The organism is Franzmannia qiaohouensis (genome assembly GCF_031451695.1).
Lineage (GTDB): Bacteria > Pseudomonadota > Gammaproteobacteria > Pseudomonadales > Halomonadaceae > Franzmannia > Franzmannia qiaohouensis.
On the sequence record NZ_JARWAM010000001.1, the window covers coordinates 414,531 to 429,755 of the forward strand.

Genomic DNA, 15,225 nt, shown 5'->3' on the forward strand with positions numbered 1-15,225 from the left:
ATATCGGCAGCTTCTATCATGTTGTTATTAGGTGGAAAAATGGTTGACGTCGCGGTACGAGAGGATTATCAATTAACTAGCGTGCGTGCTTACAACATCAATAACAGGCGCTAATCGCGGAGCGCTGTCGGCATCAACAAAAGCTTCCGCTTGTTTAGCGCTATTCCTGGGGTGAAAGATGAATTCGATAGCCATTCCTGTTCCACTTTTGGCTCCAAGGGCCTGAGTCGAGATCGGCCATATGCTCGATTTCAAGGAGCTCGAAGCCTTCGTCTGGGCGGTAAAGCTAGGCTCATTTCGCAAGGCAGCGGCCCGGCTTCACCTGACGCAACCGTCCGTCTCCGAGCGTATTTCACGCCTGGAGAGCACGGTGGGCGAGCTGCTGTTGGAGCGCTCGATGCGCCCTATTCAGCCCACAATGCGTGGACGCGAGTTCTTTCTTCACGCCGAGCGGATGCTCGAACAGCGCGATGAAGCCATGGCCCTTTTCGACACCGGTGACGACTTCTCGGCGCCGCTTCGGCTAGGCACCATCGAGACCATTGCCCACAGCTGGTTTCCCGATTTCATGCGCCAACTTACCGAGCGCTATCCGCGGCTGACCATCGAGTTGACGGTCGACTACTCGCCGGCGGTCAATCGTCGCCTGATCAATAACGAGCTGGATATTCTATTGGCAATGAATGGCTATCTGCCGGCTGAACAGATCGACCAGATGCCGCTCAATCCTTATGAAATGGGCATGTTCGTATCGCCACAGCAGGCGAAAAAGCTCGGTGCTACGCCCGGCGATTGGGTGGCCAGCCTGCCGTTCATTTCCTTCGGAAAGAAGGCCCGGCCCTATGAAGAGCTGGTCGACTATCTTACCGATCAGGGGTTGGATAGCCCGCGTATTCACAGCGTCAACACGCTGATGACCATCGTGCGGATGACCATGGAGGGGCTGGGCATCGGTGCCCTGCCGGTGGCTACGGTACTCGACGAGTGGCGGCGCGGTGATCTATACCGCCTGGCGCTGCCGGACCCGCTGCCGGCCATGCACTACGATGTAATCTGGCGCCAGGCCAATCATCCACGCTTCTGTCGCGGCGTCGGCCAACTGGCGCAGCAGTGCGCTGCGGCCTATGCCGAGGGTCGTCGCGAGGACATGGCGGACCCCGCCTTCGCGGTACGCTGGGTGCATCCCGCCCCGGCGTCCATTATCCACCCAGAATGACCATCAACGTGAACAAGAGGTCTTTTATGATGCGCAAGACAATCGCTACCCCGCTGCTGCTGGTCACCGCTTGCAGCCTGGCCGCGGCGGCTACCGCCCAGGCCGCCGAATGGACCATGGCCACGCCCTACGGCGATGCCAGCTTCCACACCCAGAACACCAAGCAGTTCGCCGAGGATGTAGCCGAGGCCACCGACGGTGAATTGACCATCAACGTGCACAGCGGCGGCTCGCTGGTTGCCCACGGCGAGATCAAGCCGTCGGTGCGGCGCGGCACCATCGAGGCCGGCGAGGTGTTCATGTCGGTGCTCTCCAACGACGATCCGATCTTCGAGGTCGACACCCTGCCTGGGGTGGCCGGCAGCTACGACGAGGCCTTCGCGCTGTGGGAAGCCACCAAGCCGTTGATCACCGAGCTGTTCGCCGCGGAGGGCATCATGCCGCTCTACGCCGTGTCCTGGCCGGCCCAGGGCATCTACACTGCCGACGAGCTGACCGACCCTGAGCAGTTCGAAGGTTTGCGAGTGCGGGCGCCCAACATCAACACCCAGCGCTTCGTGCAGAACCTCGGCGGCAATCCCACCGAGACCGAGGAGTCGGACATTCCCACCGCCTTCAGCACCGGACGCGTGGACGCCATGATCACGTCGGTCTCCACCGGCAACTCGATGACCGCCTGGGACTACGTCGATCACTACACCGACGCTAACCTGTGGCTGCCCAAGAACATCATCTTCATCAACCAGCGCGCCTTCGACCGCCTCGACGAGGCGACCCAGGAAGCGGTGCTCGAGGCCGCGGCACGCGCCGAAGAGCGTGGCTGGCAGATGAGCCGTGAGGATGGCGATAACAGCGCCGCGGTGCTCGAGGAGAACGGTATCACCATCTCCGAGCCCAATGAGGCGGTTGCCGCAGCGCTGCAGGCGGCCGGCGATCAGCTGTTCGAGGACTGGCTGGAGCGCGCCAGCGATGAGGCCCAGCAGGTGCTGGAAGAGTATCGAGCCGGGCTCGACAACTAAGCCTGCCCGCGGGGGCAGCGGTGCTGCCGCTGCCCCGTCTCGCCCACGCACTCATCGAGACTGCGACCATGACCTTCAAATTCGACAAGCTCTACCGCCTCGGGGCCTGGGGCGCGGCGGCGTGCATGGTGACGATCTGCACCCTGGTCGCGCTGCAGGTCGCCTTTCGCGTGGTCGACGCGCTGCTGGTGCTGGTCGGCCTGCGCCGGCTGGGGCTGAGCATCACCGGGGTCTCCGAGATCGCCGCCTACCTGCTGGTCGGCGCCACCTTCCTCGGCCTGGCCTACACCTTCGTCCATCACGCGCACATCCGCGTGACCCTGCTGATCTCGCGACTGCCCTCGGCCATACGCGTGTGGTTCGAGGTGTTCGGCCTGATCGTGGCCCTGGCGATCAGCCTGCTGCTGGGCTATGGCCTGATCGAGCTGGCCCGCGAGAGCCTGCAGTACAACGACGTCTCCTCGGGGTTCCTGTCGATCCCGCTGTGGATTCCCCAGACGGTGCTGGCGACCAGCGTGGGGCTGCTGTGCCTGGCGCTAGCCGAAGCCCTGCTGATGGCGCTGCGCATCGCCGCCCGCGACCCCGCGAGCTTTCGCGAAGCCACCGCCACCGACGACAGCGAGGTGCGCTGAGCCCATGCCCGCTAATCTGGAGACACTCACGTGCTGATACTGAGCCTGGCTACCATCATCACCCTGGCGGTGCTGCTCGGCAGCGGGGTGTGGATCGCCTTCGCGCTGATCGGCACCGCCTGGGTCGCGCTGGAATTCTTCAGCCCCTTCTCGCCGGGGCCGATCCTCGCCTCGGACTTTTGGGGTGCCAGCTACGGCTGGGATCTCACCGCCTTGCCGATGTTCATCTGGATGGGCGAGATCCTGTTCCGCTCGGGGCTCGCCGACAACATGTTCCGCGGCCTGTCGCCGTGGCTCAACCGCGTGCCCGGTCGGCTGCTGCACACCAATATCATTGGCAGCGGCATGTTTGCCGCGGTCTGCGGCTCATCGGCGGCGACCTGCGCCACGGTGGGCAAGATGACGCTACCGGAGCTGGAGCGGCGCGGCTACGACAGCAACATGGCCATCGGCACCCTGGCCAGCGCCTCGACCCTGGGGCTGCTGATCCCGCCGTCGATCGTGCTGATCGTCTACGGCGTGGTCACCGAGCAGTCGATCTCGCGGCTGTTCATGGCCGGCATCGGCCCGGGGCTGATGATCCTGGCGCTGTTCATGGGCTATCTGGTGCTGTGGTCGCTGCTCAAGGGTAACCGCGAGGGTCGCACCGGCTACGACGAGTCGTCGATGCGCTTCATCGACAAGCTGCGCAACACCTGGGCGCTGGTGCCGATCCTGCTGCTGATCGGCGGCATCATCGTGTCGATCTACGGCGGGCTGGCCTCGCCCACCGAGGCCGCGGCGGTGGGCGTGGTGCTGTCCATCGTGATTGCACGCCTTACCGGCAGCTTCGACATGGCCACCCTCAAGGACTCGCTGTTCGCGGCGGTGCGCACGGCCTGCATGATCGCCTTCATCATTGCCGGCGCCTCCTTCCTGACCTCGGCAATGGGATTCACCCAGGTGCCGATGCAGCTGGCCCGCACCATCGGTGAGATGGGGCTGTCGCCGGCCATGCTGCTGATCATGCTGACCCTGCTGCTGCTGGTGATGGGCTGCTTCCTCGACGGTATCTCGCTGATCCTGCTGGTCACCGCCATTCTGATGCCGCTGGTGAGTGCCGCCGGCTTCGACCTGATCTGGTTCGGGATCTACCTGGTGGTGGTGGTGGAGATGTCGCAGATCACGCCGCCGGTGGGCTTCAACCTGTTCGTGATCCAGGGCCTCACCGGCAAGGATATTGTCACTATTACCAAGGCCACGCTGCCGTTCTTCCTGCTGATGCTGCTGTCCATCGTGCTGATGTACCTGTTCCCGGAGATCGCCCTGCATCTGCCCCAGGCGATGAACCGCTGACAGGCGCCTAGTCGAAGAAGTCCTGCGGCTGCTGGCTGGTGCGACGGCACTGGTCGGCAGCCAGCGGCAGGGCCTGGTCGGCGCCGTACAGGCTGAACTCCATGTACCAGTAGTTTTCCTCTTCGCCCTCGAAGCGCAGCCGCATCACCTCACCGCGGCGCATCTCACGCAGCAGCTCGGCCTGATCCTCGACGTAGAAGCGCGCATAGAAGCCGTCGTCGCCGGCGCGGGTGGCGAACTCGGCGGCGGCGTTATGCGTTTGCAGGCGGTCGATGCGGATCTCGGTGGGCGCCAGGTTGACCACTTCATCCCGCTCCTGGGTCTCCTCGAGCGTGACGCGCATCTGCAGGTCCGGCAGGTCGCAGACCCCCGCTGGGTAGTTCACCGCCAGATAGGCGTCGCTGTAGTCGCTGGCGTTGAGGGCGCGATACACGCGCTGCTCGCCGTCGCCGAGGGTCGCCACGGCCCAGGCATCGATCACCTGCAGGCGTTCGTCGACGAGGTCGGCGCTGGCAGCGCCGCCGAGTGGCAGCAGGGTAAGCAGGAGGGCGGCCGATAAAGAGGCGGTAGAGCGGGGCATGGCGGGTTCCTGGGGTGGTGAGCTGCAGTCGGCAGAAGAGTACCAGAATCGCCAATCGGCAGCCCAGCGCAGGTTGGGAAGTGTAACGGGCGTAAAAATTTGTACAGCTTGCAGGTAAAATTGTACAAGACTTCTTTGTTCGTATAGCTTTGTACAGGCGTTCGCTCCTCGTGCGCCACAAGACCGACGCCAGACCCCGATAACATTGTACAAGGAATGCCGCCATGCAGGGCCGCCTCTCTCTCCTCAAAGGTCGCAGCATCAAGACTCGTCTGCTCGCCTGCTTCACCGTCATCATCGTGCTGATGATCGCCCTGACCGCCGTTGGCGTCGGGCAGGTCAACAGCATCGACCGCAGCCTGACCGTCATCAACGATGTCAATGGAGAGAAGCAGCGTCACGCCATCGACTTCCGCGGCAGCGTGCACGATCGTGCCATCGCCCTGCGTGACGTCACCCTGGTCGACAGCAGCGCCGCGCTGGAAACCGCGCTGGGTGAGATCGCCAGCCTCGAGGCGGACTATCAGCAGGCCGCGGCCAGCATGGCCAGCATGTTCGCCAACCGCGACGATATCACCGCCGAAGAGCGTGCCGCCCTGGCCGACATCGAGGCCGTCGAGGCGCGCACCATGCCGCTGGTCGAGGCGGTGGTCGAGCGTCGCCTCGAGGGCGATATCAGCGGTGCCCGCGAGCTGCTGCTCGAGCAGGCCAGCCCGGCGTTCAGTGCCTGGTTGGCCAGCATCAACACCTTCATCGACCTGCAGGAGAGCATGAACGGCGCCGAAGCCAGTGCCGCCCGCGACCTGGCCGGTGGCTTCCAGATCCTGATGCTGGTGCTGTGCGGCGGGGCGGTGATCATCGCGCTGCTGCTGGCTGCTCGCCTGACCCGCCAGCTGCTGCGCGAGCTGGGCGCCGAGCCCCATGAAGTGCGCGCCTTCGCCGAAGCCGTGGGGCGCGGTGAGCTGGTCAACACCCGCCGGCTGGGCAAGCATGACAGCCGCAGCATCATGGCCAGCCTGGTGACCATGTCCCAGCAGCTGCAGCGCACCGTCTACAGCGTGCGCCAGGCCGCCGAAGAAGTGGCAAGCAACAGCGAGCAGATCGCCGAGGGCAACAACGAACTGGCGTCGCGCACCGAACAGCAGGCCAGCGCGCTGACCGAAACCGCGACCGCCATGGAGCAGCTCAGCAGTAGCGTCAAGCTGAATGCCGATAACGCCCGCCAGGCCGACCAGCTGGCCGCTAGCGCTACCCGCGTCGCCGGCGAAGGCGGCGAGTCGGTGCAGCAGCTGGTTGCCACCATGCAGGAGATCCGCGAAAGCTCGCGGGAGGTCTCGGAGATCATCAGCATGATCGACGGCATTGCCTTCCAGACCAATATCCTGGCCCTCAACGCGTCGGTGGAAGCGGCGCGGGCCGGCGAGCACGGTCGCGGCTTTGCGGTGGTTGCCAGCGAAGTGCGCAACCTGGCCCAGCGCAGCGCCGAATCCGCCAAGCAGATCGAAGCGCTGATCTCGGCCAACGTCGAACGCATCGAACAGGGGGCCGAGCTGGCCGGTGACACCGGTCGCAGCACCCAGGAGATCATCGCCGCCATCGACAAGGTGACCCAGTACGTCAGCGAGATCAGCCACGCCACCGCCGAGCAGAGCGTCGGCGTGACCCAGGCCGGCCAAGCGGTCTCCGAGATGGATCACGTCACCCAGCAGAATGCCGGCCTGGTATCGGAGAGCGCCAGCGCCGCCGGCAACCTTCGCCAGCAGGCGCGGCGCCTGGTCGACGCGGTGGCGGTGTTCACCCTCGACGCGGCGAGCGACCGGCAGCCTGGTGGCCACGCCGCCGCTGAGGCCCCGGCGTCACCGCTGGCCGCGGCGCCGCGCAGCACCGTGCCGGGCCGGCCGCTGTTGGCCTCGCGCATGCGCTGAGAGAACCCACGGTCCAAACGCGGGAGCCATTTGCGGCTCCCGCTGTCGTTATTAGAGTGTACCCCCGAGAGGAGAGCCATATGCGATCCACTACCTCGAGCAGGCCTTCGACGATGCCCCTGAGCGGACTGATCATCATGGCGCTGCTACTGTTGGCGGGCTGCGCCGCCTCGGCACCTCACGAGCAGCACGCCATTACCCTGCAGGACGGTGACGAGGTCGAGATCGTCTCGGCCGGCGCGCGCTACTTCACCTTTACCCTGGATAGCCCCGCCAACGTCGTGCTCGAAAGCCACACCCATGCCGGCCAGCAGACCCAGGTGATTCCCAATGCCCGGTTGCTGGATGCCGAGGGCAACCAGGTCGCCCGCGACTGGGACGGTGGCCGCGGACACAACTTTCGCCTCGAGCAGCGGCTCGAGCCGGGGGTGTGGTTCCTGCACGTGATGAACCCCTTCGCCTGTAACGGCGAGCAGCGCTGCAGCGATCTCGACTATCGCTATCGCGTCAGCCTCGATGTCTCTCCCGACTGAATGATCGCCATCTGCGGATGGCGGCAGCTTGATAAGTGTTATGATATAACATATTTTGTATGGCACTTTCCATGACGCTAGAGGAGATGCGCCATGCCACTGCCTACATTGTCCCATCGCCTGCCGGTGACGGTTCTGTCGGGTTTTCTCGGCGCCGGCAAGACCACGGTGCTCAACCACATCCTCAACAATCGCGATCAGCGCCGCGTGGCAGTGATCGTCAATGACATGAGCGAGGTCAATATCGACGCGGCGGCAGTGCGCGGCGCCGCTGCCGACAATGCGCTGGGCGAGATCGCCCTCAACCGGGTCGACGAATCGCTGGTCGAGATGAGCAACGGCTGCATCTGCTGCACGCTGCGCGAAGACCTGCTGATCGAGGTAGCACGGCTGGCGCGGGAGGGTCACTTCGATGCGCTGGTGATCGAATCCACCGGCATTTCCGAGCCGCTGCCGGTGGCCGAGACCTTCACCTTCGAAGACGAGCAGGGCCAGAGCCTGTCGCAGCTGGCGCGGCTCGATACCTTGGTCACGGTGGTCGATGGCGCCAACTTCCTGTCCCAGTACTACGACGCCCAGTCGCTGGCCGAGGCCGGCGAGAGCCTGGGGGAGGAGGACGAGCGCAACGTGGCCGACCTGCTGGTCGACCAGATCGAGTTCTGCGACCTGCTGCTGATCAGCAAGACCGACCTGATCGACGCCGCGCAGCTGGAAGAGCTGAAGGCCGTGCTGCGTTCGCTCAATCCCGAGGCCGAGCTGATCCCCATCCGCCAGGGCCAGGTGCCGCTCGAGCAGGTGCTCGAGACCGGCCGCTTCAGCTTCGAGCGTGCCCAGCAGTCCCCCGGCTGGCTCAAGGAGATGCGCGGCGAGCACGTGCCCGAAACCGAGGAATACGGCATCTCGAGCTTCGCCTATCACGCCCGCCGGCCGTTCCATCCGCAGAAGTTCCACGACCTGCTGCACGGCGACTGGTTTGGCGGCAAGCTGCTGCGCTCCAAGGGGTACTTCTGGCTGGCGACGCGGCCGCAGTACGCCGGCCAGTGGAGCCAGGCTGGAGGCATTGCCCACCATGGCTACGCCGGGATGTTCTGGAAGTCGGTCCCCGAGGCGCGCTGGCCGGATGACCCCGAGTACCGCGGCTATATCATGGAGAAGTGGCAGGAGCCGTTCGGCGACATGCGCCAGGAGCTGGTGTTCATCGGCCAGCACCTGGACAAGGCGAGGCTGCGCGCGGCGCTCGACGCCTGCCTGCTGAGCGACGCCGAGATGGCCGCGGGGGTAGAGGTGTGGCGGCGCTTGCCCGATCCCTTTCCGAGCTGGGACGAGCAGTCCGCGGTGGCGTAAGCCCCGAGGCCGAGCGAGCAATTAAAGGCGAAAGTGCCATCAGTTTCGGCAATTGGACGGGATAAAACACTGCTTCAATGATTGACTAAGGTTTGTCTGAAAAGTCGGCGAGCGAAGACCAGACAAGGCAAAAATCGGTGAAAAGGCGGAGTTTACGGGGTGTAAATGAGTACTTTGAGCCGATATTTAACGCCGTATGGTCGAGCGCAGCCAGTTTTCGGACAGAACCTAGCATGCCTGACTTGTCTGCCAGGCGACTCGCAAGGCCCCTGTCCAGGGGGCCTGCAGCGCAGCGTGGCAGGCAACCCCAGCAGGTAAATACCGACGATGCTACTGGACAGATGGCGGAGATAGGGCATAAATTCCTGTATGGAGCCGCCTGGCACAGGTAGCAGGGACAGTCAGCGATACGCGAAGGGCTCGATGTGAACATATCTCTCGTGACCATAACCACAACAATCGGTCGCCATCGCCTCTGGGGGCTCGTTGCCCTGACGCTGGGCGTCTGGTTAATGGCGTCCTCGGCCCAGGCCAACCCGCGCTACGCGGCGATCGTGGTCGATAGCCAGAACGGCGAGGTACTGCACTCGGCGAACGCCGACGCGACTCGCTACCCGGCCTCTCTCACCAAGATGATGACCCTCTACCTCGCCTTCGAAGCGGTCGAGGAGGGGCGCATGGGGCTCGACCAGCCGCTGCCGGTCTCCTCCTATGCGGCGTCGATGCAGCCCTCCAAGCTTGGCGTGAAAGCCGGCGACACCATCACCCTGCGCGAAGCGATCCCGGCGCTGATCATCCGCTCGGCCAACGATGTGGCCGTGGTGGTGGCCGAAGCGCTGGGCGGCAGCGTTGACCACTTCGGCGAGATGATGACCGCCAAGGCGCGCAGCCTGGGCATGCCCAACACCTACTTCCGTAACCCCTCGGGCCTGCCCGACCCGCTGCAGACTTCCACCGCCCGCGACCTGGCCACGCTCTCGGTGCGGCTGATGAACGATTTCCCGAACTATTACCACTACTTCGCCAACTCCAGCTTTACCTACCGTGGCCAGACCATCAACGGCCACAACCGTCTGCTGCGCAACTACCCTGGCGCCGACGGCCTCAAGACCGGCTTCATTCGCGCCTCGGGGTTCAATGTCGCCACCTCCGCGGTGCGCGACGGGCGGCGCATCGTCGCCGTGGTGATGGGCGGCTTTACCGCCCAGTCCCGCGATGACCACATGATCACCCTGCTGGACCGCGGCTTTATGCGCGCGGCACTAAATGATCAGAACGGCTGGGTGGCGGAAACCAGTATCGCCCAGCCCATGGAGACCCTGGTGGCGTCGGTACAGGGGGCCTCCAGCGAGGCAGCGCCAGCTCCCCAGGCGACCACCGCGATGGCCGACCTGCAGACCCAGCCAGGTGCGACCAGCGAGCCGCTGCGGCTGATAGCGGCGCTGGATGCCAGGCCGCGTAGCAGCCAGCCGGCCGATAGCGTCGACTCCCGTGCTGACACGACACCGCCTGCCTACCGTGCCGATGAAGACCCGATCCTGGCCGTGCTCAGTGCTTCCGGTGTCGCCTCCGAGGGCAGCATCGCACAGGGTGACTGGGCGATTCAGGTCGGTGCCTATCAGGACTTCAACAAGGCCCGCGACTCGGCGTCGCGGGCGGCCAGCTACCTGCCCTCGGAGCAGGCGCTGTCGCGGGTGGCGGTTACCGAAGTGGAGTCCAGCGATCGCAAGTTCTTCCGCGCCCGGCTGGTCGACCTGCAGGAGAACCAGGCCCGCGAGACCTGCTACCGCCTGGCCCAGAGCGGCATGGACTGCCAGGTCGTGACGCCCTGATTCCCACTACATTACGCTGATGCGGTCTCCAACGGCCTCGCACTCGCTGCGGGGCCGTTGACGTTGGTGGCCTCGCCCAGTGCCAGCTGCCGGTCGCACAGCCGTGCGATCAGCGCCGGGTCGTGGCTGACCAGCATCACCCCGCAGTGTCGCTCCCGGGCCAGCTCTACCAGCAGGCTCAGCGTCTGCTGCTGGGTGATGGGGTCGAGCCGCGAGGTGGGTTCGTCGGCGAACAGCAGGCGTGGCTCGAGCAGCAGCACGCGCAGGATGGCAAAGCGCTGCAGCTCGCCGCCGGAGATCTCGCCGGGGCGCCGCGCCAGCAGCCGCTCGTCGAGCCCCAGGCGCTCCATCAGCGGGGCAATGGCCGCACGCTCGAGGCGATGGCGCTGCACCAGGTCGTCGAGCAGTCGCGACAGCCGCCAGTGCGATGAGAACGCCGCCGGTGGGTCCTGGTAGAGCTTCTGCAGGCCCAGGCGGTGCCCAGGGGCATGCTGGATCTCGCCGGCATCGTGGCTCGCCAGGCCCAGCAGCATATCGCCCAGGGTGCTCTTGCCGCAGCCGGAGGGGCCGACCACGCCAACGATTTCACCGGGCAGTACGCTGACGTCGAGACCGCTGAACAGCTGGCGCCCGCCGCGCGACTTGGCCAGGCCGCGGGCGGCGACCACCGGCGTCGCATCCGGCGCGCTGGCAAGCGCCGGCGGCGCCGGCCAGCGCGAGGGCTCGGCGTCGAGCAGGCGCCGGCCATACTCGGTCTGCGGCGCCTCGAGGATCCGTTCGGCGGGCCCGCGTTCGACCACCTGGCCGTGGCGCAGGATCACCACTTCGCCGCCCAGGCGCCGGGCGACATCGATATCATGGGTGATGGTCAGCAGCGCGCCGCCGGCCTGGGGCGTCCTGGCCAGCAGCTCGACCACGGCGTCGCGGCGCGGTGCGTCGAGGCCCTTGGTGGGCTCATCGGCGATCACGATGGGGGCGCCGCCGGCGCTGGCGGCGGCGAAGGCGACGCGCTGGGCCATGCCGCCGGAGAGCTCACCGGGCAGCTTGCCGCCGGCGTCCTCCAGGCCCAGCTCGGCGAGGTCGCGCCGAGTGGCCTGGTGCGCCTCGGCGCGGGGCAGGCCGGCCACATGGCGATGGCTCTCGGTTATCTGGGCGGCGGCGCGCATGGTCGGGTCGAGGGCGTGCCAGGGCTCCTGGGGCAGCAGCGCCAGTCGCCGACCCCACAGGGTGCGGCGGGCGGCGACATCGGCAGCCGCGTAGGACGTGCCATCGATGCCAAGCTCGCCCGCCGGGGTGAGGCCCTGCGGCAGCGTGCCCATGATCGCCTGGGCAATCAGGCTCTTGCCCGAGCCGGTCTCGCCGAGCAGGGTCAGCCGCTGGCCCGAGGCCAGGCTGAGGGAGAAGGGCGCGATGGTCACGCCGTCGCCGTGGATGGTCAGGTCACTGACCTGGAGGAGGGGGTGGCTCATCGTGGATCCTTCCCGGCTAGCAGGTTGAGGCTGAAGACCAGCACGAACAGCGCCAGGATCGGCTGGGCCATGGCCCAGGGCGCCTCGTGGTAGTAAGGCAGCAGCTCGATCATCATCAGGCCCAGTTCGGCGGTGGGCGGGCGCAGGCCGACGCTGACGAAGCCCAGCGCGGCCATGGCGAGTATCGCGCTGGCGGCGCCGAAGGCGGCCAGGGTCAGCACCTGGGGTGCCAGCTCTGGCCACAGATGGCGGCGGAACAGGTAGAGCGGCCCAAAGCCGAGCAGGCGACTCGCCTCCAGCTGCGGCGAGGCCACCAGCACCCGGGTGCGGGCGCGCACCACCCGGAAGTACTCGATCCACAGCACCAGCGAGATGCCCACGTAGAGCGCCCAGAAGTTGCCCGGGGCGATGGCCACCAGCAGCAGCACCAGAAGCAGGCCCGGCAGCGCCAGGCAAGCGTCGGCGACGCTGCCCAGGATGCGATCCAGCCAGCCGCCGCGCCAGCCGGCGATCACCCCGAACAGGATGCCCGGCACGGCGGCCGTGACCACACTGAGCAGCGCCATGCCCAGCGACAGGCGCAGGGCGGCGGCGGTGCGCGCCAGCATATCGCGGCCCAGGTGATCGGTACCCAGCGGCGCGGCAAGCGTTGGCAGCTCGAGGATGCGCACCAGCTGCTGGCGGGCCGGGTCGGCGTCGTGCCACAGCGGCACCAGCCAGGCGAAGGCCAGCAGCAGTGCCAGCAGCAGCGCGCCGACCCGCTGGCGGGTGCTCAGCGCGGGCCAGGCGAGTCGTCGCAGCGGGGCGATCAGCGTCGCTTGCATCATGTCTCGCGTCTCCTCGGGTCGAGCCAGTGGCAGATGAGATCCACCGCGGTGTTGAGGGCCACGAACATCAGGCCCATCACCAGCGCGGTGCCCTGGATCATCGGCACGTCGCGGGCGACGATGGCGTGGACCAGGGCGTGGCCGATACCGGGCCAGGCGAACAGCGTCTCGACCACCACCACGCCTTCGATCAGGTAAACGAACTGCACGCCTAGGTAGGCCACCACCGGCAGGGCGGCATTGCGCATTCCGTGACGCAGGAAGCTGAGCCGCGAGCCGAGGCCCTTGGTGTGCGAAAAGGCGTAGTAGGCCGACTGCGACACCTCGGCCATGGCGTTGCGCGCCACCCGGCTGGATACCGCGGCCAGCGCCAGCGCCAGGGTCAGTGACGGCAGCACGCTATGCGCGAAGCGGCCGTGGCCGGCGGCGGGCAGCCAGCCCAGCGCCACCGAGAACAGCAGGATCAGCAGCAGGCCAACGGCGAAGGGCGGCAGCGCGCGCAGCACGCTGGCGGCGACTTCGCTGACGCGGTCGAGTGCGCCGGCGGGCTTGCGGCCGGCCAGCAGCCCCAGCGGGGGGCCGAGCAGCAGCGACAGCAGTACCGCCATCACGGCCAGGCCCAGGGAGTGGCCGAGCTGGTGCCACAGCTCGTGGATCACCGGCTCGCCGCTGACCAGCGAGCGCCCCAGGTCGAGCTGCAGCAGGTCCCACAGCCAGCCGAAGTAGGCGCCGAGCGCCGGCTGGTCGAGGGCCAGTTCGGCGCGCACCGATTCGGCGGCGGCGCTGTCGACCATGTCGTGGCCGTAGCGGCCGGCGGCGATGCGGTAGGCCATGTCGCCGGGCAGGGTGCGGGTCAGCACGAAGGTCAGGGTGCCGACCATCCACGCCACCAGCCCGGCCTGGAACAGCCGCTGCAGCAGCAGGCCGCGTAGCCCGCTGCTCCAGCGCGACGGGGAGGAGCGGCTCAACGTCAGGCTGGTCATTCGGCCCACCTCAGCTCATCCAGGCGGTAGCTGCGCTCCAGCGGGTCGATGGAGAAGCCTTGCAGATGAGTGCCGACAGCTGCTGTCTGCTGGTACCAGGCCACCGGTATCACCGGCATGGCCTGGTTGAGGCGTGTCGCGACGCGGCCGGCCAGCTCGCTGCGCACCTCGGGGTCGGTGTCGTGGCGCAGGGTGGCGAGCCAGCCGGCGAGTTCGGCGTCCGACCAGCCCATGGCGCCCCAGTCGCCGCCCATGTCGTCGGGGTTGCTGCCGAAGTCATCCAGCAGGGTGCCCAGCGGGTCGGGCACCAGGCCGTAGTTGCGTGCCGCCAGGCCCAGCTCCAGGCTGCCGTCCTGGTGGCCGGAGGGAATCTCGCTGGCGTTGCCTACCGCGACGTCCAGATCGACGCCCAGCTCGCGCCACTGGTCCTGCAGCGCGGTGGCCACCAGCGGCAGTTCCGGGCGGTCGGAGAAGGTGCGCAGGGTCAACTGGAAGGGCTCGCCATCGCGGCGCAGCACGCCATCGTCGCCGGCCTCCCAGCCCTGCTCGGCGAGTAGCTCTCGGGCGCGCTCGAGATCCTGGGACTCGCCGGCATCCAGCCCCAGGTGCCAGGGGCCCAGGGCCTCGGGGAAGAGCTCGGCGGCGGCGGCCTCGGGGTGGCGCAGCAGGCCGGTGGCGATGCCGCTGCGGTCGATGGCCAGGCTCAGCGCCTGGCGCGCGCGCTGGTCCTCGAGGAAGGGGTGGCCGGCGTTGACCTTGAGCACGATGGTGCGCGGCAGCGGCTCGGCGTGGATGCTCAGCCGCTCGTTGCGCATCAGCCGGGCGCGACTCGCCGGATCCAGGGTGAAGACGATATCGGCGTCGCGGCTTTCGGCCATCAGCGCGCGGGTCTCGCCGCGACCCACCGCCAGGTAGCTGGTCTGGGCGATGGTCGGCGCCTCGCCCCAATAGTCGTCGAAGCGCTCGGCGGTGAGGCGCTGCGGCGGGGCCAGCGACGCCAGCCGGTAGGGGCCGGTGGCGATCAGCTCGCGCACCGTACCGCTCTCGTCGTAGGCGTCGGGGGCCAGAATCAGCGTGGTCGAGTGGGCGAGCAGCGCCGGCAGCGGAGCGAAGGCCTCCGAGAGGCGGAACACCACCTCGCCATCCTCGGCCTCGATGGCCTCGATCGGCGCGGAGTCGAGCATGCCCGGTTTGCGCCAGGCGTACTCTAGGCTCTGGGCCGCGGCCTCGGCGGAAAGCGGGCTGCCGTCATGGAAGAGCACGTCGTCTCGCAGCGTGAAGCGCCAGCTCAGGTCGTCGTCGGCGACCTGCCAGTCGCTGGCCAGGCCGGCGCTGGGTTGGCCCTCGGCGTCGGTATCGACCAAGGTCTCGCCGATACCCATGCGAGCGAACACATAGCCGGAGGTGGAAGGGTCGAGGCCGGTGATCTCCCAGGGGGCGACGACGTCCAGAGAGCGGTCGTCGGCCGCGGCGGTGAGGGGCAGCAGGCCGAGGAGCAGGGCCAGGCCCAGGGAGCGCGGTGCAAGCATC

The 15,225-nt window shown here is 67.1% G+C and carries 13 protein-coding genes; 8 read left to right on the top strand and 5 right to left on the bottom strand.

Annotation, left to right across the window (positions count from 1 at the left end):
* Positions 1-241 precede the first annotated feature (241 nt).
* The 4 genes from QC821_RS01995 to QC821_RS02010 all read left to right on the top strand — a co-directional run bounded on the left by QC821_RS01995 (position 242) and on the right by QC821_RS02010 (position 4,202).
* Positions 242-1,216: a LysR family transcriptional regulator gene (locus tag QC821_RS01995; RefSeq protein ID WP_309716281.1), complete on the top strand. Its 975-nt coding sequence runs from the start codon at positions 242-244 to the stop codon at positions 1,214-1,216.
* A gap of 29 nt (positions 1,217-1,245) precedes the next feature.
* Positions 1,246-2,235 (top strand): TRAP transporter substrate-binding protein, encoded by a 990-nt coding sequence (locus QC821_RS02000; RefSeq protein WP_309716379.1) that lies wholly within the window; start codon positions 1,246-1,248, stop codon positions 2,233-2,235.
* 68 nt (positions 2,236-2,303) lie between these two features.
* Complete coding sequence (locus QC821_RS02005) at positions 2,304-2,867, top strand: TRAP transporter small permease (protein ID WP_309716284.1); 564 nt, start codon at positions 2,304-2,306, stop codon at positions 2,865-2,867.
* A gap of 30 nt (positions 2,868-2,897) precedes the next feature.
* Positions 2,898-4,202, top strand: coding sequence for a TRAP transporter large permease (locus QC821_RS02010; protein WP_309716286.1), 1,305 nt, complete (start codon positions 2,898-2,900; stop codon positions 4,200-4,202).
* A 7-nt stretch (positions 4,203-4,209) separates the two neighbouring features.
* Here the strand turns inward: QC821_RS02010 and QC821_RS02015 are convergent, their stop codons facing one another.
* A complete protein-coding gene (locus tag QC821_RS02015) occupies positions 4,210-4,782 on the bottom strand; it encodes a hypothetical protein (protein WP_309716289.1) in 573 nt (190 codons plus the stop codon).
* 224 nt (positions 4,783-5,006) lie between these two features.
* Here QC821_RS02015 and QC821_RS02020 point away from each other — a divergent pair, with 224 nt between their 5' ends.
* The 4 genes from QC821_RS02020 to QC821_RS02035 all read left to right on the top strand — a co-directional run bounded on the left by QC821_RS02020 (position 5,007) and on the right by QC821_RS02035 (position 10,416).
* Entirely contained in the window at positions 5,007-6,707 is a 1,701-nt protein-coding gene (locus QC821_RS02020; protein WP_309716291.1) for a methyl-accepting chemotaxis protein, read from the top strand.
* A gap of 80 nt (positions 6,708-6,787) precedes the next feature.
* On the top strand, positions 6,788-7,240 hold the full coding sequence (locus tag QC821_RS02025; protein ID WP_309716293.1) for a hypothetical protein: 453 nt from the start codon (positions 6,788-6,790) through the stop codon (positions 7,238-7,240).
* 93 nt (positions 7,241-7,333) lie between these two features.
* A complete protein-coding gene (gene zigA / locus QC821_RS02030; protein ID WP_309716295.1) occupies positions 7,334-8,584 on the top strand; it encodes a zinc metallochaperone GTPase ZigA in 1,251 nt (416 codons plus the stop codon).
* 512 nt (positions 8,585-9,096) lie between these two features.
* A complete protein-coding gene (locus tag QC821_RS02035; protein WP_309716297.1) occupies positions 9,097-10,416 on the top strand; it encodes a D-alanyl-D-alanine carboxypeptidase family protein in 1,320 nt (439 codons plus the stop codon).
* Between the two features lie 11 nt (positions 10,417-10,427).
* Here the strand turns inward: QC821_RS02035 and QC821_RS02040 are convergent, their stop codons facing one another.
* The 4 genes from QC821_RS02040 to QC821_RS02055 are packed head-to-tail and all read right to left on the bottom strand — an operon-like array spanning position 10,428 to position 15,224.
* Entirely contained in the window at positions 10,428-11,885 is a 1,458-nt protein-coding gene (locus QC821_RS02040) for an ABC transporter ATP-binding protein (RefSeq protein WP_309716299.1), read from the bottom strand.
* Entirely contained in the window at positions 11,882-12,712 is an 831-nt protein-coding gene (locus QC821_RS02045; protein ID WP_309716301.1) for an ABC transporter permease, read from the bottom strand. The genes QC821_RS02040 and QC821_RS02045 overlap by 4 nt, the downstream gene beginning before the upstream one ends.
* Positions 12,709-13,695: an ABC transporter permease gene (locus QC821_RS02050; protein ID WP_309716304.1), complete on the bottom strand. Its 987-nt coding sequence runs from the start codon at positions 13,693-13,695 to the stop codon at positions 12,709-12,711. Before QC821_RS02050 ends, QC821_RS02045 begins: the two co-directional genes overlap by 4 nt.
* Positions 13,692-15,224: an ABC transporter substrate-binding protein gene (locus tag QC821_RS02055; RefSeq protein ID WP_309716306.1), complete on the bottom strand. Its 1,533-nt coding sequence runs from the start codon at positions 15,222-15,224 to the stop codon at positions 13,692-13,694. Before QC821_RS02055 ends, QC821_RS02050 begins: the two co-directional genes overlap by 4 nt.
* Between the last annotated feature and the right edge of the window lies 1 nt (position 15,225).